This window comes from Marinobacter similis (assembly GCF_000830985.1).
Lineage (GTDB): Bacteria > Pseudomonadota > Gammaproteobacteria > Pseudomonadales > Oleiphilaceae > Marinobacter > Marinobacter similis.
This window is the reverse complement of record NZ_CP007151.1, coordinates 3404783-3422946: the sequence shown is the minus strand read 5'-3', so window position 1 is coordinate 3422946 and position 18164 is coordinate 3404783. Positions and strand designations below refer to the sequence as shown.

The following is an 18164-nucleotide window of genomic DNA, read 5'->3' as shown; positions in this document are numbered from 1 at the left end:
ACCACTTCGGCTAGATGAGCCCCGCATCGAGACTGGCCGCCACGTAAAGCCCAAGCTCCTGACACTGATCCTCGAAACTGTCCTGGAATTCACCACGGCAGATCAACGGATCCTGAATGCGCCGCCAGCGCAGCCCCGTGGTGATGCTTTCGATGGCACGGTGGGTTCCGGTGCCGTCGTGGCCGGCGCGGATATAGTAGGCAAAAGGCAGGCCTTGGGTTTTCTCAAGACAGGGGTAGTAACTGCGGTCGAAGAAATCTTTCAATGCCCCGCTCATATAGCCGAGGTTTTCGGTGGTGCCCAGGATGATGGCGTCGCAGGCGAGCACATCCTGCGGGCCGGCATCCAGGGGCGCGCGAACCGTCACTTCGACATTCTCGATATCGTCGTGGCGGGCGCCTGCAGCACAGCGTCCCGGAGTCTGAGGGTATTCGGGGAGGGCGCATGGGCAACAATCAGCAGTCGCTTTGTGTCAGCCATAGCCCTCCCCAGGTTTCGGTTAAAGCACCAACGCCGGTTAACTCAGTTAAAGCAGCTCACCGTTAGCTTCAGTCTCTGCCTCAGCCGGCTTTTCTTTCTTCTCCGGCTTGGGCATCAGCTTGTCACGAACCTTGCTTCGATTTCGGTCGCCATATCCATGTTCTCTTCCAGGAACTTGCAGGCGTTGGCCTTGCCTTGGCCGATCTTGTCGCCGTTGTAGGCGTACCAGGCGCCAGACTTGTCTACGAAGCCTTCTTTCACGCCCATGTCGAGCACTTCGGCCATGTGTAGATGCCCTTGCCGTACATGATCTGGAACTCGGCCTGACGGAACGGCGGGGAAACCTTGTTCTTCACCACTTTCACACGCGTTTCGTTACCGACAACCTCGTCACCGTCTTTCACCGCGCCAATACGACGGATATCCAGGCGTACAGACGAATAGAATTTCAGTGCGTTACCACCCGTGGTAGTTTCCGGGCTGCCAAACATCACGCCGATCTTCATACGAATCTGGTTGATGAAAATCATCAGGCAGTTGGCGTGCTTTACGTTACCGGTCAGTTTCCGGAGGGCCTGGGACATCAGGCGGGCCTGCAAGCCAACGTGGCTGTCGCCCATCTCACCTTCAATTTCCGCCTTCGGCGTCAGCGCGGCCACGGAGTCGACAATGATCACGTCTACAGCGTTGGAGCGAACCAGCATGTCAGAAATTTCCAGCGCCTGCTCACCGGTGTCTGGCTGGGAAACCAGCAGATCGTCCACATTTACGCCCAGCTTTTCGGCGTAAACCGGATCCAGGGCGTGCTCGGCGTCCACGAACGCACAGGTCTTGCCCTGCTTTTGCGCTTCGGCGATGACCTGAAGGGTCAACGTAGTCTTACCGGAACTTTCAGGACCGTAGATTTCACAGATACGACCGTAAGGCAGGCCACCAATGCCGAGAGCAACGTCCAGCCCCAGGGAACCGGTGGAAACCGCAGGAATGGCCTCGCGGGCTGATCGCCCATTTTCATCACAGCGCCTTTACCAAACTGACGTTCAATCTGGCCCAATGCTGCGCTAAGTGCTTTCTTACGGTTGTCTTCCATCAGTGCAAAACCCTCTGTCGCCATGACGACCGGAACTACTCAATACCAGCCGTGAAATAAGGAGTCGGGAATTCGCACAGTAGAAAACTGGAAATTCCCTGTATATTTGAACAGTATTAAAACATAACCAGAAGAGTAGACCAACCCCTTCCTCAGTGAATCTCACTGGCCCGGTTTAGTGCCGCCCTTTCAAACCGACTCGGACTCTTCCAGATACGCCCGAACCCCTTCCAGGGCAAAGAGAACGGCCTGTCGCCGGACCTGTTCCCGGTCACCGTCAAAGTACTTCACCACCGCTTCCGTGGACGCTGGATCGCCCCCCCAGGCAAACCATACAGTGCCTACTGGCTTTTCCTCGCTGCCTCCGCCGGGGCCGGCCACACCGCTGATCGCGACTGCCACCTGAGCTCCGGTAGCCGCCAGGGCACCGGCCACCATCTCCCGAACCACGGGCTCGCTGACGGCACCATGCTCATCCAGGGATTTCCGGGTAACCCCCAGCAATGCCTCTTTGGCCTCGTTGCTGTAGGTCACCAAGCCACCCAGTACATAGCTGGATGAGCCATCCTTGTCGGTCAAAGCCTTGGCGACCCAGCCGCCGGTACAGCTCTCAGCCGTGGCAATCATACGTCCCTGGCGCTTAAGCAGTTCGCCGAGCCCTTCGCCGGCATCGAAAAGTTCCTGATCCGTGGCTGTCATAATGACCTCCTTCATTTCATCCGAGGCGTTATTTTCTTACAATTCACGCCTTCATCCAAAGCAAGGCAATCCGGACCCGTCCATGTCAGCAGCCCAGACCGATCTTTCCAAGCACACGCCCATGATGCAGCAGTACCTCAAGATCAAGGGCCAGCACCCCAATGAACTGGTGTTCTACCGGATGGGGGATTTCTACGAGCTGTTCTACGAGGACGCCAAGAAAGCCGCCGAGTTGATGGACATCACCCTGACCGCCCGGGGCCAGTCCGGGGGCAACCCCATTCCCATGGCCGGTATCCCATTTCATTCGTCTGAGGGATACATTGCACGGCTGGTTCGGGCAGGTCAATCCATCGCCATTTGCGAGCAAATTGGCGACCCGGCCACCAGCAAAGGGCCGGTAGATCGTCAGGTTGTGCGGATCGTCACCCCCGGCACACTGAGCGATGACGCCTACCTTGAAGACCGTCGCGACAACCTGTTGGTGTCCATCTACAGCCACCGCGAGCAGTTCGGTTTTGCCTCGCTGGACATTTCCAGTGGTCGCTTTGCGGTCTCTGAGCTGGACGACCTGGAAGCCCTTCAGGGTGAACTCCAGCGCCTGCGCCCGGCAGAGATCCTCATCAGCGAGGATTTCCCGTACGAAGACGTACTGGAAGGCTTCACCGGTATTCGGCGTCAGGGCCCCTGGCTGTTTGAATCCGACACCGCGCGACGGGTCATCACCCACCAGCTGCAGGTCCGGGACCTGACCGGTTTTGGCTGCGAAGACCTGACCCTGGCCATCTGTGCCGCCGGCTGCCTGCTGCAGTACGCCAAGGAAACCCAGCGCACCGCCCTGCCCCATATCCGCAAGCTGACGCGGGAGCGCCGGGACGAGGCGGTGATCATGGATGCTGCCAGCCGCCGGAACCTGGAAATCGACACCAACCTGATGGGCGGTCACCTGCACACCCTGGCCTGGGTAATGGACCGCACCGCCACCTCTATGGGTGGCCGTGAGCTTCGGCGCTGGCTGAATCGGCACTGCGGGATGTCGACACTGTATCCCAGCGCCAACAGGCGGTATCGGCCCTGCTCGACGGTTTCCATTACGAGCCGGTTCACGATTTGCTGAAAGCCGTCGGTGATATTGAACGGGTACTGGCGCGGGTTGCCCTGCGCTCGGCCCGGCCCCGGGATCTGGCCCGCCTGCGTGATGCCTTCCAGGCACTGCCGAAGCTGCAGGAGACACTGAAACCGGTCAATTCACACCACATCGTGAAATTGGCAACCGTGATCAGCGAGTATCCGCAACTGGCCGACCTGCTCGAACGTGCCATTATCGACAATCCACCGGTGGTCATTCGCGAAGGTGGAGTGATTCGTGAGCACTTCGATGAAGAACTGGACGAACTCCGGAACATCAGTGAAAACGCCGGCCAATACCTGCTGGACGTGGAAACCCGGGAGCGCGAGCGCACCGGCATCAGCACCCTGAAAGTGGGCTACAACCGCGTGCACGGTTACTACATCGAAATCAGCCGGGCCCAATCGGATCAGGCTCCAGTGGATTACATCCGGCGCCAGACCCTGAAAAACGCCGAGCGGTTCATCACCCCGGAACTGAAGGAATTCGAAGACAAAGCACTGAGTGCCAAGAGCCGTGCCCTGGCCCGCGAGAAAGCCCTGTACGACGAGGTGCTGGAAACCGTGGCCGCGGAATTGGCCCCGCTTCAGGACGCCGCGCAGGCTCTGGCGGAAATGGACGTGCTGAGTAACTTTGCCGAACGGGCGACGAGCCTGCGCTTTTCGGCGCCCGAGTTCAGCGACCAACCCGGATTCGACATCGAGGAAGGCCGGCACCCCGTGGTGGAGCAATTGCTGGACGAACCCTTCGTGCCCAACGACCTGTTGATGGACACCGAGCGACGCATGCTGGTGATCACCGGCCCGAACATGGGCGGTAAGTCCACCTACATGCGCCAGGCCGCACTGATTGCCCTGCTGGCCTACACCGGCAGTTTTGTACCCGCAAACCGGGCAGTACTCGGGCCAGTGGACCGGATCTTCACCCGCATGGCTCCTCGGATGACATTGCCGGTGGCCGCTCTACCTTCATGGTGGAGATGACCGAAACCGCCAACATCCTCCACAACGCCACCGAATTCAGCCTGGTGCTGATGGACGAAGTGGGTCGCGGCACCAGTACCTTCGACGGCTTGTCACTGGCCTGGGCCACCGCCGAGCACCTGGCCAAGAACATTCGCTGCTACACCCTGTTTGCGACGCACTATTTCGAGCTCACCCAGCTGGCTGACGATCTCCAGCACGCGGTCAATGTGCACCTGACCGCCACCGAGCACGATGACAGCATTGTGTTTCTGCACAACGTCCACGATGGCCCGGCCAGTCAAAGCTACGGCTTACAGGTGGCAAAGTTGGCCGGTGTACCCCAGGACGTGATTCGCAACGCCAAGGGCCAGTTGGCGCACCTGGAAGGCAGTGCAACACCGACAGCTACCCGGTCACCGATCGCTGCCAGCGGCGAATCCGAACGCCCGGCCAAGCCAGTCACCCAAGCCAGCGACCCGGTCATGCAGGGCGACATGTTTGCCAGCCTGGAGCCGAGCGCGGTCGAGCAGGCGCTGAAGACACTGGACCTGGACGACCTGACACCGAGGGAAGCCATGAATCGGCTGTATGAACTGAAGGCTCTGATGGCCAAATAACAGAAAATTTCGGAATATTGAGGCGAGTAATAAGGATATAGCGGGCTAACGCTTGCGGGTCTGCGGGGTGCTCCCTACAATATCGCGCATTAAAACATAACCATGGAGCGTGACCACAAGCTCCGGATGAGATTGACCACTGGACCAGGGATCTGATTATGGCGTTTATCGTTACTGATAACTGCATCAAGTGCAAATACACAGACTGCGTGGAAGTTTGCCCGGTAGACTGCTTCTACGAAGGCCCGAACTTTCTGGTAATTGATCCCGACGAGTGCATCGACTGCGCCCTGTGTGAGCCAGAATGCCCGGCGGAAGCGATCTTCTCTGAAGACGAGCTTCCGGCCGATCAGGTCGAGTTTGTTGAGCTCAACGCTGACCTAGCCGGTAAATGGCCAAACATTACCGAGAAGAAGGATCCGCTGCCGGACGCCGAAGAGTGGGATGGCAAGCCCAACAAGCTCCAGTACCTGGAAAAATAAGGTACCAGGAGAAGGTATCTGGAGAAGTGCGGCGCAGCCTGACGGCAGAATGAGACCATTTAAAAAGGGAAGCCCTCGGGCTTCCCTTTTTTGTGCCTGGTATTCAGTCAGCTACTGGCCAACTTCGCACCCATAGCGACAAAGAAACCACCGGTGGTGGCGTTGAGCGCCCGCCGTACCCGCCGACTGGCCCCCAGGCCCTTGAACCGGACCACCACAAACGCCAACCCGCACTGCCAGAGCATGGCCAGGAAGAAGTGCACACTGGCCAACAGCAGCGACTGCTGAAAGGCATTGCCAGCGGGATCAACAAACTGGGGTAGCAACGCCATGTAGAACAAGGCGGTCTTGGGATTGAGTACATTGGACAGCACCCCTTCCCGGAAAGAAATCACCGCAGACACCCGGCGTTTGCGCTCAGCCGGCGCTTCGGCGGCAGGCCCTTGCTCTCGCTCTCGCACAATCGCCTGGCGCAGAGACACCAGCCCCAACCACACCAGGTAGCAGGCCCCCGCCCATTTCAGTGCCGAAAAGGCCCAGGCGGTCTCCACCAGCAGAATGGAGATACCCAGCGCCGACAGAATCGCGTGCAGGAACAGACCACTGCAGATGCCCACACTGGTCACGCAGCCATCGCGCAGGCCACCGCGCCCGGTATTGCGCATCACCAGCAGGGTGTCGACACCCGGCGTCACCGTCAGCAGGGTTATAGCCACCAGGTAAGCCCAGAACAATTCGGTAAACACTGCAAATCTCCGCTAATGCTCCGAAAGCCCTGCACGTCAGGCCTTCGGTTCAAGAATCTTGCTCGCGGCGGCTGAGTGGTAAAACCCACTTAACCGGCGGCGCACCAGGGCCTCAACATAGCCCTCCTCACGCAATACGTCCATAACCGGAATAGCGTACGCGTCCACCTCGGCCATGATCACCTCGCGAGTAACACCGATATCACCCAGCAGGTCGGCAATCGGCTGGTCTCCGTACTTGGCAAAAAGGTGGTTAACCACGGCCCGGGCGCAACCCTCAAAATAGGCGGTTTGCCGGAACTGCAGCCAGAAATCGTAGCCCAGCACCACAAACTCCTGCAGCTCGACATCGCCCAGGCCCTCGCGCAAGTCGGCGATGGTGCGATTCTCCAGGGATACCCAGGCTGCCATCACACTGTCGCGCACTTCATCATCAGACAGCGCGTGGTTGAGAAACTGCTCACTGCGCGAGATCAATCCAGGCAGACTGTCGGACAGCCAGTTTTTAAGCCGTCGCTCAAAGGTCTCATCGAGTCCGGGCACGGCCCTGTTTGCCATCTTCTTGCCGAACTTCATCATCGACCCGACCCCGGGCACCGATTTGGTGATGAGGTTGTCTTCGTACAAGTAATTGACCAGGCCGGTGTAGACCAAGTTGGATGCCAGTTCCTGATACACCGGATGCGCCATGATCTCGCTGATCACCCGCTCCCGCTGCTGCCGCAGTTCCAGCACCTCTTCAACAAAACCGGTGGCCTGCTCCCGGGTGATAACTTCGCCCAGTGTGGTCTTGGCTTGAACCGGTGCGTTCATCACCTCGGTGGCCATCTCAGCGGCAAGCTCTGGAATACCGGCGTCCAGCTCCATATTCACCACCACCCGCTGGATGACGCCCATCACCTGGTCCACGGAACTGAGCCGGTTCAGGGTGATCGACTCGGCGTAGTTCAACAGCTCAGACACCTCCCGCTCCAGGAACTTGCGCAGCTTTGCTCCCTTTAAAGCCGCCATTTCGTGTTTCACGTGCTGTTCCAATAGCTGGCTGGCGAGATCCGCGCTGCTGTCGCTCATGGCTTTGACCGTCCTGTTTGTGGAAACGTTTGAGGAAGAACTGCGAGGCTAACACGATGGCGCACCGGAAGAGTTTGCCGTAGTTACCGGTTTATCGCTGCGGCGGGGCAAATCCCAGCCACAGCGAACACCGATCAATCGCGATTGTTAGATTATTTCTGGAAGGCTACTGGAAATCGCTGAAGCTGTGAGGATCAGCCGCCAGCGCCAGGCACAGACTGCCTGGGCCCACGTAGATGCTGCTGGTAATGCCCATCTGCGACAGTAGCAGCTCAACCCCATTGCGTTCGCAAGACTCCCGCAGCACGTTCAGCCCGGGCAGGTCTTCGATCTCTGTCCAGGTCAGGCCACAGGACAAGCTCACATAGGGGGTACGCAGGCCTGCCTCTACACGGGCGGCGGCATAGTTCATGACCTTCTCAACGGCCACATCAAAACTGCGGGTCTTGGCCACCGGTTGGGCCTCGGCGCCTTTGCCAAACAGCACCGGCGTGATGTTAAGTGCCTTACCCAGAAACGCCACCAAGGCCGAGACGCTTTTGTCGCCCCGGCGGCGGGCACGCTCCCGGATGTAATGCAGATCCCGGGGAATCACGCAGGTAAAGATGCTTTCCGAGAAGGTCTCAACCTCATGGCGCAGTGCATTCTTCGACAGTTTTTTCTCGATCAGTTTCAGCGTGTGAGCCGCCAGCAGGCCCTGCCCTGCAAAGATCTGATTAGTGTCGATCACCCGCATGGAGAATTTGCCCTCGCGGCCGGCCGCCGATCGGGCCTTGTCGTAATTTGCCATGACAGTGTTCATCGCCTCGGTGGCATTGTCATAGATCAGGCTGCGGCTGCGCGCGACGGTTTCGCAGAAGGCGACGTCAAACTGAGTCACTATCTTTTCCATGAACAGGCTGTGGATCTGCTCCGGGGAAAAAGCTCGGGTTTCAGCGTGGTGCCCTTTTTTCAATAATCCACTCTGGTAGAACTCCTGGGTTCTGACTGGATCGTGTTCGTCTATGTAGGTCTCGCCATCAATAACGGCGGTCACAGGAAGGATAAACAGGTCGTGCTTGCGACTGAACTCATAGGGCAAGTCGCACGCGGAATCGACGATCAGACCAACTCGCATGGTTACGTCTCCAAAGGCGGACCGATCCTCAATGGGAGGGGCCCTTTATTGTCATTATTGTTTTCAGGTCTGTCAGTCTTGCACAACCCGGTTAATAATTCAGCACCTCACATTTTTCCAATTCAGACCGTTCCAAGCTCCTTGAGATTGCGCTCCAGAAGCCGGCGATTGTCCTGCTGCCATGGGTGGAAATCCCTTCGGAAATAGGCAAGAAAGCCAGGCAGGCACTTGCGAATAATCCCGGGTTTGCCCCAAAGGAAATTCAGTCCTCCCAGCCATGTCCTCAGGCTCCAGAGTTTGCCGTCTGTTTTCAGCAGACTGCAGGTATTGAGGAAGGTGTACTTGAAGAAATTCCAGGTCACGAACAGGAATACGATGCGACGCAGGCGCTCGTTACCCACACACTGACGATAGACATCGAACGCCACCGACTTGTGCTCGGTTTCCTCAATTGCGTGCCAGCGCCACAGGCGAGCCATGGCCGGCGTCGCGCCTTCCATCCATTCCGGGTGTTCGAGAATGGCATTAGCCAGCACCGCCGTGTAATGCTCGGCACCACAGGTGCCCGCCAATTGCCGGCTCGGCGGCAAATTGCCAACCCACTGCATATGACGGGCGAAACGCTGGTCGATGGCATCGATGTCGTAGCCCCGTGCCTTCAGCCCCTCGTTGTAGCTTCTGTGCTCCCGGCTGTGCAGGGCTTCCTGGCCGATAAATCCCCGAATTTCCGACTGCAACTTGGGGTCGTCAATGCGATCGCGGTACAGACGAACCGCGTTAATGAACTGCTGCTCGCCATCAGGAAACTGGAGTGACAAGGCATTGAAAAAGGCAGTTCTGAACGCGTTGTTGCCGTGCCAGAAGGATTTGAGATCCTCGCTGACATCAAACCGGATGTGCCTGGGCTGAACAGACACCCCTTCAGGTGTGGAACTGATGGTCATGGCTGCCTCCTGTTGTTATTGCACTGGGGCGTATTGTTATTGGTTGCGAACAGCGGTCAAAAATTCGCCATCAAGTTCAGTTTAAACCCGAACTTTGAAGCAGAGAAAGGCCTTGCGGGGCCAGCAGGACAATTTGTCACCAAATGACATCCTGTCATGACAAGCGACAGGCACAAAAAAAGGAGGCTTTCGCCTCCTTATGGAATCACTCAAGCAGCGGTCTCCAGCGTTAAACCAGAGATCGCCACCGCAAAGTCAGTCCAGATCTTTCGCCTGATCCCTCAAAACAAACTTCTGGATCTTGCCGGTCGAGGTCTTTGGCAGCTCTGAAAAAACAATGGTTTTCGGCACCTTGAAGCCGGCGAGGTGCTGGCGACAGAAGCTAATGATATCCGCCTCGCTGACCTCCCCCGCATCCGGCTTCAGGGTGATGAAGGCACAGGGCGTCTCACCCCACTTCTCATCGGGGCGGGCCACTACAGCCGCTTCCATGACTCCGGGATGACGGTAAAGAGTGTCTTCCACCTCAATGGTGGAAATATTCTCGCCACCGGAAATAATGATGTCCTTCAGGCGATCCTTGATCTCCATGTAGCCATCCTCGTGCCACACCGCCAGATCTCCAGTGTGAAACCAACCACCCCGGAAGGCCTCTTCGGTCGCCTTTGGATTCTTCAGGTAGCCCTTCATCACGGTGTTGCCGCGCAGGAAGATTTCACCAATGGTTTCGCCATCTTTCGGTACAGGCTCCATGGTGTTGGGGTCACCCACCATGGTGCCACCGAGGGTCTGATAACGAACGCCCTGACGGGCCTTCTTACGGGCGCGGTCATGCAGGGGCAGCTGATCCCATTCCGATTTCCAGGCACACACGGTGACCGGGCCATACACTTCAGTCAGGCCGTAGACGTGAGTCACCTGAATACCCATTTCCTCGATCGCACCAATCACCTGGGCCGGCGGCGCCGCACCGGCGGTCATGGACTTCACTTCGTGATCAATGGATGCCCGGGCGGATTCAGGCACATTAAGCAGACCATTGAGGACAATCGGTGCACCACACATATGGGTCACCTGGTGCTCCTGAATCAGCTGCAGAATCTTTTCCGGATCAACCCGGCGCAGACACACATGGGTGCCTGCCATGGCGGTAATGGTCCAGGGGAAACACCAGCCGTTGCAGTGGAACATCGGCAGGGTCCAGAGGTAGATCGGATGCATGCCCATGGACCACACCGCCTGGTTACCCAGCGCATTCAGGTAGGCGCCGCGGTGGTGGTAGACCACCCCCTTGGGGTTGCCGGTGGTGCCCGAGGTGTAATTCAGGGATATGGCGTCCCATTCATCCGCCGGGAAACTCCACTGAAAGTCGGGATCGCCTTCCTTCAGCAATGCTTCGTAGTCGAAGTCACTGACCTGAACGCCTTCACCGTATTCCGGGTCATCAACATCAATCACCAGGGGTTTGTGCTTGAGCCGGCTGACCGCGTCGTTGATCACCGCGCCAAACTCGCGATCGGCGATGATGACTTTTGCTTCGCCGTGTTCGAGCATGAAGGCAATGGCCTCGGCATCCAGCCGCACGTTCAGGGTATTCAGAACCGCGCCGATCATGGGCACCCCGAAATGGCTCTCCACCATGGCCGGAATGTTCGGCAGCATCACCGCGACGGTGTCACCCCGGCCAATGCCACGTTTCTTCAGCGCCGAGCCAAGGCGCACACTGCGCTCGTAGGTCTGGGCCCAGGTGTAGCGCAGCTTGCCGTGGATGACTGCCGGGAACTCCGGGTACACACTGGCGGTGCGTTCAATGAAATCGACGGGGGACTGGACGGCGTAATTGGCGTCAACGGGCGCAAGGCCTGATCGAAGATTGAGGTCATAAGGGGTTCCTCTCTGGGCACTGTTGTTCTTATGGCGAATATTTTTATGGCGGATTCGGGACGCTCACAGCGCTTCCGTGTCCTTGCTCTTCAAAGCATAGTATTTGAACTGGAACAGTGGATATATCACACCAAAGGCGCATGACCTCAGCGCCCAATGCCACCCTAGGTGCTGCCATCCCGCTCCGCATGTGCCAGTGCACCCAGCCGGGCCACTGCCTGTTCGATCCGCTCGGTCCAGGGGTTGGCGCTGTTCAGGCGCAGGCAGTTGTCGTACTTGTTGGTGGTCGAGAACATCAGGCCTGGCGAGACGTTGATATTCTCGGCCCGGGCTTTCTGGAACACGCCAGTGCCGGAAATGTTATCGGGCAACTGCACCCACAGCACAAAGCCACCCTGGGGCCGACTGACTGCGGTTCCCTCCGGGAACGAGCGAGTGATGGCCGCTCTCATACGCTCGCAGGATTCCCGGTAGTGCTGCCGGGCTGAACGCAGGTAGCGGTCGTAACTGCCCTGTTCCAGAAAATGCGCCACCGCCAGCTGAGAAATGGACGACGTCGCCAGATTCGCGAAATACTTGTGCTGACGGGCCGCCGCCATGTACCGCCCGGGCAGCATCCAGCCGAGGCGCAGCCCCGCCGAAATAGTCTTGGAGAACGAACTGCAGTAAATAACGTTGTCAGTCCGGTCAAATGCCTTGGCTGGCTTTGGCCGGTCGCCGGTGTGGTACAGATCGCCGTAGATGTCGTCCTCAATCAGTGGCACCCCGGCCGCGGCCAGCATGGATACCAGCTGCTGTTTGCGCTCATCGGGCATTCTCGCGCCCATGGGGTTGCTATGATTGGTCACCACCACGCAGGCTTTCAAGGGCCACTTATCGAGGGCCAGCTGCAATCCCTCCAGGCTCAAACCGTCAGAAGGATGGGTCGGAATCTCGATAACCTGAAGCCCCACCACTTCCAGGGCCTGCAGAATGCCCGGAAACGACGGTGTCTCCACCGCAACTATGTCTCCCGGCTGTGTCACCGCCCGAAGCGCCAGAATAATCGCTTCCTGGGCACCGTTGGTGGCCAGCACGTCGTCGGGCGAAACCGGCACCCCCAGGGTCGCCATGCGCTGGGCAATCTGGCGCCGGAATGACTCCTTGCCGGGAAACGCGTAATCCATGATTTCCAGGCCACGTCGGGCCGCCCACAGGGTGCTTTGCTGAATCTGACGCAGCGGCAGGTAATCCGGGTGCGGAATGGCGGTAGCAGGGGCACCATCTGCTTTTGCTCGTCGGCACACAGGTCCAGCGCCATCTCTCGCGCCGTCACCGGCACCGGCTTGGCCCGGTGTTTCTGCATGACCGGCTCCGGGGCATCCAGGGCCGGCAGACGCACGAAGTAGCCGCTGCGCTCCCGGGCATCCAGGTAGCCGCGCCCTTCGAGTGTCTGGTGCGCCTGCAGGACAGTGGAGATACTCACGCCGAATTGCCGGCTGAGCACCCTCACGCCGGGCAGGCGGTCACCGTCCCGATAGACACCCTGTTGAATCAGGGCCTGCATTTGATCCGCCACCTGGTTGTATAAAACGCCCATCTTGTCGCCCTCGTTCCATCACCCCTGACACGCCCTGGGTTCTGACTGCCAGACTGCCATTGCAACAGATTTCCGGGCTACCCCATGAGCACAGCTTGCCGGAAATATGACCAGCACAGTTTCTTGTCAGAACAATCTGTACCGGTTCAAAGAAATCCTAACTGAATCTGTTACGCGTGTCTGTGACGCTTCACACTGGGCCCTGACCATTCGGCACAATAATCCCATGCTGACAACACCTTTGAAGGAGAACCGACTATGACTTACCCCATTTACCAGGTAGACGCCTTTACCGACCGGGTTTTCGGCGGAAACCCCGCTGCTGTCATGCCGCTGGATGAGTGGCTGCCGGATGCCACCATGCTGGCCTTGGCCGTTGAAAATAACCTGTCCGAAACTGCGTTCTTCGTGCCACTGCCCGAACAGGATGACGCCGACTTTCACATCCGCTGGTTTACCCCGGGTATCGAAGTGCCCCTGTGCGGCCATGCCACGCTGGCCAGTGCCTGGATCATTTTCAACAAGCTGGGCTGGCACAAAGACAGCATTCGCTTTGCCTCCAAGAGCGGGCCGCTTGGTGTTCGCCAGAATAGCGATGGCTGGCTGGTCCTCGACTTTCCCAACCTCGCATTTGAACAGCAGGCAACCCCAACGGTCATCCGTGACGCTCTTGAATCAGCGCCGGACACGGCCTATTTCGTGCCCAACGACACTAATTACATGATTGTTCTAGACAGTGAAACGGCCGTACGCGCCGCCCAGCCCGATTTACGCAAACTCAAGCAGCTGGGTAACCAGGGGCTGATCGTGACGGCAAAAGGCGACAACTGCGATTTTGTCAGCCGCTACTTTGCCCCGGGTGCGGGTATCGATGAAGACCCGGTAACCGGATCGATCCACAGCGTACTGGTGCCCTACTGGGCAGAACAGCTAGGGAAAACGAAGCTGGATGCCCGGCAGGTTTCGAAACGCGGGGGCGTGCTGCGCTGTGAACTACAGGCGACCGGGTGGCCATCGCCGGGCAGGCCGCGTTCTTCATGGAAGGTTCGGTTCAGCTCTAAGCGGCGCTGGCCAGACGCCAGTTACATAATGGCAATGCCAGAGGGTGATAGATTCGGCGCTATCCGGAGTATATTCAGGTTCATTCCCGAAAAAGGAGCCCAGCTCATGACAGCGACCAAGGCCTATGCGGCACAGTCTTCAACCTCTGGCATGGCACCACATGACATCGACCGGCGTTCATTGCGAAACGACGACATTGCCATTGAAATCGATTACTGCGGCGTCTGTCATACCGACATCCACTTCGCCCAGAACGATTGGGGTGTTACCCAGTACCCAGTCGTCCCCGGTCACGAGATCGTCGGCCGAGTAACGGCGGTGGGGCCAGGCGTGAAAGCCTATCAGGAGGGTGACGTTGTCGGCGTTGGCTGCATGGTGGATTCCTGCCGCACCTGCTCGGCGTGTGAAGCCGGCCTGGAGCAATACTGCAGCGAAGGCATGACCGGTACCTACAATGGCGAAGATCGCCAGGACCACTCCATCACCTTTGGCGGCTATTCCGAGCGCATTGTCGTCAGTGAACGGTTTGTGGTTCGCATTCCCGACAAACTGGATATCACGAAGGCTGCACCGCTGCTGTGCGCCGGTATCACCACCTATTCGCCGCTGCGCCACTACGGCGTGAAACCCGGTCACAAAGTTGGTGTGATTGGCATGGGCGGTCTCGGTCACATGGGCGTTAAATTCGCCAAGGCACTGGGTGCGGAAGTCACCATCTTCACTCGCTCCGAGAGCAAGGTTGGCGAAGCCAAAAAACAGGGCGCCGACTATGTGGTGGTCTCCACCGACGAAGACCAGATGGCGGCAGCAGCGGAAACCTTTGATTTCATGCTCGACACCGTGCCGGTTCAGCACGACATCAATCCGTACCTTAACTGCCTGAGCTACGACGGCACCCACATCATGGTGGGACTGCTCGAACCCCTGGAGCCGGCACTGCAAACCGGGGCCCTGGTGTTCAAACGCCGGGTGTTGGCCGGTTCGCTGATCGGCGGCATGCCAGAAACCCAGGAAGTGCTGGATTTCTGTGCCGAGCACGACATCAGCTGTGACGTGGAAATGCTCGACATCCACAACATCAACGACGCTTACGAGCGGATGAAAAAAGGCGATGTGAAATACCGCTTCGTCATTGATATGGCAACGCTGAAAGACAGCTGAGGCACAAAGGCCCGGCGTTGATTCGGTCATCGTCGGGCCTGTGTTCCTACTGATTTCTATCTGCTTCCACCCCCACGTATAATGCCCCGCACATTCCCCTCGCTGCGATAATTCATGGCTTCGGATTACGACGTAATTATCATTGGTGCCGGTGCCGCCGGTCTCATGTGTGCTGCAACCGCGGGCTACCGTGGGCGCAAGGTGCTGGTCGTCGATCACGCCAACAAGGCGGGCAAGAAAATCCTCATGTCCGGTGGTGGACGCTGCAACTTCACCAACCTGAACAGCACGCCGGCGAATTTCTTGTCTGACAATCCCCATTTCTGCATTTCGGCGCTCAAGCGTTACACGCCTCAAGACTTTTTAGAATTGGTAGATCGCCACGGCATTGAGCATGAAGAAAAAGCGGCAGGCCAGCTTTTCTGTAAAGACAGCAGCAAGGATATCCTCAACCTGCTACTCACTGAGTGCGAGTGGGCCGGCGCAGAAGTGCGACTTAAAACAAGCGTGAATAAAATCAGCGGTGTCGATCACGGCTATCAGCTACAAACCAGCAGCGGCACCCTTACCTGCGAATCCCTGGTCATCGCCTGCGGTGGGCTGTCTATCCCCACCATGGGCGCCACAGGCTTCGGATACGACGTTGCACGGCAGTTTGGGCTTTCCGTGCTTCCAACCCGCGCAGGACTTGTACCCTTTACCCTGCATCCAGAACTAAAGGAGCAACTGGCGCCACTCTCCGGCGTGAGCTGCCCTGTGGACGTGCACTGTAACAACGAACATTTCCGCGAACCGATGCTGTTCACTCACCGTGGTCTAAGCGGCCCCGCCATGCTGCAAATATCAAGCTTCTGGCACCCCGGAGATTTAATAAGGATCAACCTTCTTCCGAGCGTATCTGTTTGTGATAGGCTGCACGAGCATCGCAAAACAAAACCGCAGAGCCATATCCGCCATTTTATCGAAGATTTCTTGCCGAAAAGGTTTGCAAAAGCTTTCTGCGAACTCCAACAGTGGAACAAACCATTCCAGTATTGCCGCAATGAAGACTTAGAGGCGATAGCTGACGTTCTAAGTCATTGGGAAGTGCGACCCGCAGGAACGGAAGGATACAAAACAGCCGAAGTTACCTTGGGCGGAGTGGACACTCGTGACCTTTCATCAAAAACGATGTCAGCAAGCAATCAGCCAGGGCTTTTTTTCATTGGCGAAGTGCTGGATGTGACTGGTCATCTGGGCGGTCATAATTTCCAATGGGCTTGGGCTTCTGGAGTAGCCGCTGGACAACATGCCTGAATGGTTTTTGGCATTTGAAATTCAATCGACCAGAGCGGAAGAACAGCCGACCTGGAGTCAACGGCTAAGTGAGCAGATCCTTAGGTGAGCACTGTAGATGATCTGCTAGCAGGTAGATTTTTTCGATAGTGATATTCACTTCTCCTCTCTCAATCTTCCCCACATAACTTCGATCAATTCCCGTTTCATGAGCGAGTCGTTCCTGAGAAAACCCTTTCGATTTTCGAATCGCCCGCAGATTCCGGCCAAACGCCTCACAAACTGGTGAGCCCATTTCTTGCCCTCACAAAAGGCAAGACTATGGTTTCTTGAGGCATGGCGAGCCACGGCATATACTACCCATTTTCAAGGTCGACCAGAGCGACCTAGAGACCAACTGGACCGCCCTATGAAAAAAACACAGCGACTGCACGTCGACAAGATCCTGATCGAACTCCTGAGACGGCAGCCAGATACTCCTTTTTCCAATACCAGCATTCGGGATATGTATCTTCTTCAAATACCCGAAGTTCAGCGGCCAAGCCGAAACCAAGTTCGCAAGCACATATACAGAGAACTTCTACGCCTTGAAAAGGCAAAGGTTATCGATCGCTACGAGGGATCGACTGGCCGCGGATGCAAATTTATCTACCGTTCAAACAACCAAGACGTTTCCCTGGAAGCCAAGCCTTCTCCATTTAGGGCTGCATATGGGCACGTTGAATCGTCGATGGATGGTGATACACAGCGGGCGTTGCAGGAGGACCTTTCTAAAAGGAAGGTCGAATTGATTGCCAGTATTGGTGAAGCCGAGGAATACCAACGCCTGTATCAAAAATACCCTGCACTTCGAAGCGCCGTGAAGGAGCAGTACCTAGAGTCTCGCGAGAGAAGCACGAAGCCTCTTGGCCAACTCCGTGCTGTAGAGTCGGTCATCACGAAAATTGGGTCTCCCGCATGATCCAATTGCGCGTTTGGCAGAGCGAGTGCGTCGGTCAGGCACTCAAGGCGTTTGAGTACCAAACCCACTTTCTATGTCACGCGACGCCAGCGGCAGGCAAAACCGTCATGGTTGCTTCGGTGGCCAAGGCCCTTCTGGAACGCAATAAAATTGATTTCGTCCTATGCTTCTCGCCTTCACGGACAGTGTCGCAAAGCGTCGCCTCGACATTTAGCCAAATCCTTGGGCGAAGCTTCAATGGCCGGGTTCTACCCCGCTACTGCGGACATTCCTAAAAAGAGGCTAGGCACGGCCTGCGGAGGTAGTCGCCATCGGCAGCTTCAGGCCGATGTCCATGCGCAGCAGGGAGGCCTCCGGGGGCAGGCGGTTCTCCACGTAGATCATGTGCAGGCGATCCCGGCAGGTCAGGCCAATGGACATGTTGGTCTGACGGGCAAACTCATCCATGTACGGCTTGGCCAGCTGGCGCACCTTCAGGTTCGACACGTAGGCGTAACCCAGCGCCAGCACACCGGAGCTGAGCTGGTACTTCTCCAGCTGCACGTTGTAACTCAGGTAGCCCAGCTTGGTGAGGGTGTAGGTCATGCGCGAAACGGTAGGCTTGGGCAGACCGGTAATCCGGGCAATATCCTGGTTACCCAGAATGACCGAGCCCTGACTGAAGGCGCGCAGAACGTCCAGGCCGCGTGACAGTGCCTCCACGAACTTGCGGTCTTTTTCCGGTTTTACCGGCTCGCCGTCACCGGAGGCAACCATCAGTTCCGGTGAGGTGGTTTCTGCTTTCGACATAAAGGGGCGCCCTCCGACAGCGTCGCCTGATCAGGTATCCGGGATATAAGTCCCATGAATAGAAAAGATGCAGTATTTTAATCGTTGGTAAAATCAAGTACCACAGACACACG

At 57.4% G+C, this 18164-nt stretch carries 13 protein-coding genes and 6 pseudogenes; 7 read left to right on the top strand and 12 right to left on the bottom strand.

All coding sequences use genetic code 11. The features are described from left to right. Positions 1-10 precede the first annotated feature (10 nt). From AU14_RS15820 to AU14_RS15810, 3 genes and pseudogenes are all read right to left on the bottom strand, one after another. Positions 11-480: pseudogene (locus AU14_RS15820) on the bottom strand (flavodoxin family protein). 46 nt (positions 481-526) lie between these two features. After that, positions 527-1570 (bottom strand): annotated as a pseudogene (gene recA / locus AU14_RS15815) (recombinase RecA). A gap of 189 nt (positions 1571-1759) precedes the next feature. Beyond that, positions 1760-2269: a CinA family protein gene (locus tag AU14_RS15810; protein ID WP_041342385.1), complete on the bottom strand. Its 510-nt coding sequence runs from the start codon at positions 2267-2269 to the stop codon at positions 1760-1762. Positions 2270-2351: 82 nt separating this feature from the next. Here AU14_RS15810 and mutS point away from each other — a divergent pair. Together mutS and fdxA are read left to right on the top strand one after the other, a co-directional pair. Further along, positions 2352-4980 (top strand): annotated as a pseudogene (mutS, locus tag AU14_RS15805) (DNA mismatch repair protein MutS). Between the two features lie 158 nt (positions 4981-5138). Next, positions 5139-5462, top strand: coding sequence for a ferredoxin FdxA (gene fdxA, locus AU14_RS15800; RefSeq protein ID WP_041342382.1), 324 nt, complete (start codon positions 5139-5141; stop codon positions 5460-5462). A gap of 107 nt (positions 5463-5569) precedes the next feature. On the opposite strand, the gene AU14_RS15795 is transcribed toward fdxA, so the two are convergent. The 7 genes and pseudogenes from AU14_RS15795 to AU14_RS22140 form a co-directional block, all read right to left on the bottom strand. Further along, positions 5570-6208 (bottom strand): LysE family translocator, encoded by a 639-nt coding sequence (locus AU14_RS15795; protein ID WP_041342379.1) that lies wholly within the window; start codon positions 6206-6208, stop codon positions 5570-5572. Between the two features lie 36 nt (positions 6209-6244). Continuing rightward, positions 6245-7279, bottom strand: a complete 1035-nt coding sequence (locus tag AU14_RS15790; RefSeq protein ID WP_041342376.1) for a hypothetical protein — start codon at positions 7277-7279, stop codon at positions 6245-6247. 166 nt (positions 7280-7445) lie between these two features. Next, a complete protein-coding gene (locus AU14_RS15785; RefSeq protein ID WP_041342373.1) occupies positions 7446-8396 on the bottom strand; it encodes a DegV family protein in 951 nt (316 codons plus the stop codon). A 122-nt stretch (positions 8397-8518) separates the two neighbouring features. After that, positions 8519-9340, bottom strand: coding sequence for a metal-dependent hydrolase (locus AU14_RS15780; protein WP_041342370.1), 822 nt, complete (start codon positions 9338-9340; stop codon positions 8519-8521). Positions 9341-9595: 255 nt separating this feature from the next. Continuing rightward, positions 9596-11223: pseudogene (locus AU14_RS15775) on the bottom strand (acyl-CoA synthetase). A 165-nt stretch (positions 11224-11388) separates the two neighbouring features. Further along, positions 11389-12336 carry an aminotransferase-like domain-containing protein gene (locus AU14_RS15770; RefSeq protein WP_236744643.1) on the bottom strand — a complete coding sequence of 316 codons (948 nt, stop codon included), beginning with the start codon at positions 12334-12336 and terminating at the stop codon, positions 11389-11391. After that, positions 12246-12803 (bottom strand): GntR family transcriptional regulator, encoded by a 558-nt coding sequence (locus tag AU14_RS22140; protein WP_236744144.1) that lies wholly within the window; start codon positions 12801-12803, stop codon positions 12246-12248. The genes AU14_RS15770 and AU14_RS22140 overlap by 91 nt, the downstream gene beginning before the upstream one ends. A 258-nt stretch (positions 12804-13061) precedes the next feature. Here AU14_RS22140 and AU14_RS19415 point away from each other — a divergent pair. The 3 genes and pseudogenes from AU14_RS19415 (at position 13062) to AU14_RS15760 (ending at position 16322) form a co-directional block, all read left to right on the top strand. Beyond that, positions 13062-13864: pseudogene (locus AU14_RS19415) on the top strand (PhzF family phenazine biosynthesis protein). 106 nt (positions 13865-13970) lie between these two features. After that, a complete protein-coding gene (locus tag AU14_RS19410) occupies positions 13971-15026 on the top strand; it encodes an NAD(P)-dependent alcohol dehydrogenase (RefSeq protein WP_041344054.1) in 1056 nt (351 codons plus the stop codon). A 114-nt stretch (positions 15027-15140) separates the two neighbouring features. Further along, positions 15141-16322, top strand: a complete 1182-nt coding sequence (locus AU14_RS15760; RefSeq protein WP_041342367.1) for a BaiN/RdsA family NAD(P)/FAD-dependent oxidoreductase — start codon at positions 15141-15143, stop codon at positions 16320-16322. A 64-nt stretch (positions 16323-16386) separates the two neighbouring features. Here the strand turns inward: AU14_RS15760 and AU14_RS19190 are convergent, their stop codons facing one another. Next, positions 16387-16596 carry a helix-turn-helix domain-containing protein gene (locus AU14_RS19190; RefSeq protein ID WP_041342364.1) on the bottom strand — a complete coding sequence of 70 codons (210 nt, stop codon included), beginning with the start codon at positions 16594-16596 and terminating at the stop codon, positions 16387-16389. Positions 16597-16710: 114 nt separating this feature from the next. Here AU14_RS19190 and AU14_RS15750 point away from each other — a divergent pair, with 114 nt between their 5' ends. Together AU14_RS15750 and AU14_RS19185 are read left to right on the top strand one after the other, a co-directional pair. Further along, on the top strand, positions 16711-17262 hold the full coding sequence (locus AU14_RS15750; RefSeq protein ID WP_041342361.1) for a hypothetical protein: 552 nt from the start codon (positions 16711-16713) through the stop codon (positions 17260-17262). After that, positions 17259-17537, top strand: a complete 279-nt coding sequence (locus tag AU14_RS19185) for a DEAD/DEAH box helicase family protein (protein WP_094191239.1) — start codon at positions 17259-17261, stop codon at positions 17535-17537. Before AU14_RS15750 ends, AU14_RS19185 begins: the two co-directional genes overlap by 4 nt. Before the next feature lie 10 nt (positions 17538-17547). Here the strand turns inward: AU14_RS19185 and AU14_RS15745 are convergent. Next, positions 17548-18018: pseudogene (locus AU14_RS15745) on the bottom strand (IclR family transcriptional regulator); the annotation flags it as partial. Positions 18019-18164: the final 146 nt, after the last annotated feature.

Coding starts and splice junctions, on each gene's coding strand:
- AU14_RS15810 (WP_041342385.1), bottom strand. CDS start 2,269: ATGACAGCCACGGATCAGGAACTTTTCGATGCCGGCGAAGGGCTCGGC.
- fdxA (WP_041342382.1), top strand. CDS start 5,139: ATGGCGTTTATCGTTACTGATAACTGCATCAAGTGCAAATACACAGAC.
- AU14_RS15790 (WP_041342376.1), bottom strand. CDS start 7,279: ATGAGCGACAGCAGCGCGGATCTCGCCAGCCAGCTATTGGAACAGCAC.
- AU14_RS15785 (WP_041342373.1), bottom strand. CDS start 8,396: ATGCGAGTTGGTCTGATCGTCGATTCCGCGTGCGACTTGCCCTATGAG.
- AU14_RS15780 (WP_041342370.1), bottom strand. CDS start 9,340: ATGACCATCAGTTCCACACCTGAAGGGGTGTCTGTTCAGCCCAGGCAC.
- AU14_RS15770 (WP_236744643.1), bottom strand. CDS start 12,336: ATGGCGACCCTGGGGGTGCCGGTTTCGCCCGACGACGTGCTGGCCACC.
- AU14_RS22140 (WP_236744144.1), bottom strand. CDS start 12,803: ATGGGCGTTTTATACAACCAGGTGGCGGATCAAATGCAGGCCCTGATT.
- AU14_RS19410 (WP_041344054.1), top strand. CDS start 13,971: ATGACAGCGACCAAGGCCTATGCGGCACAGTCTTCAACCTCTGGCATG.
- AU14_RS15760 (WP_041342367.1), top strand. CDS start 15,141: ATGGCTTCGGATTACGACGTAATTATCATTGGTGCCGGTGCCGCCGGT.
- AU14_RS19190 (WP_041342364.1), bottom strand. CDS start 16,596: ATGGGCTCACCAGTTTGTGAGGCGTTTGGCCGGAATCTGCGGGCGATT.
- AU14_RS15750 (WP_041342361.1), top strand. CDS start 16,711: ATGAAAAAAACACAGCGACTGCACGTCGACAAGATCCTGATCGAACTC.
- AU14_RS19185 (WP_094191239.1), top strand. CDS start 17,259: ATGATCCAATTGCGCGTTTGGCAGAGCGAGTGCGTCGGTCAGGCACTC.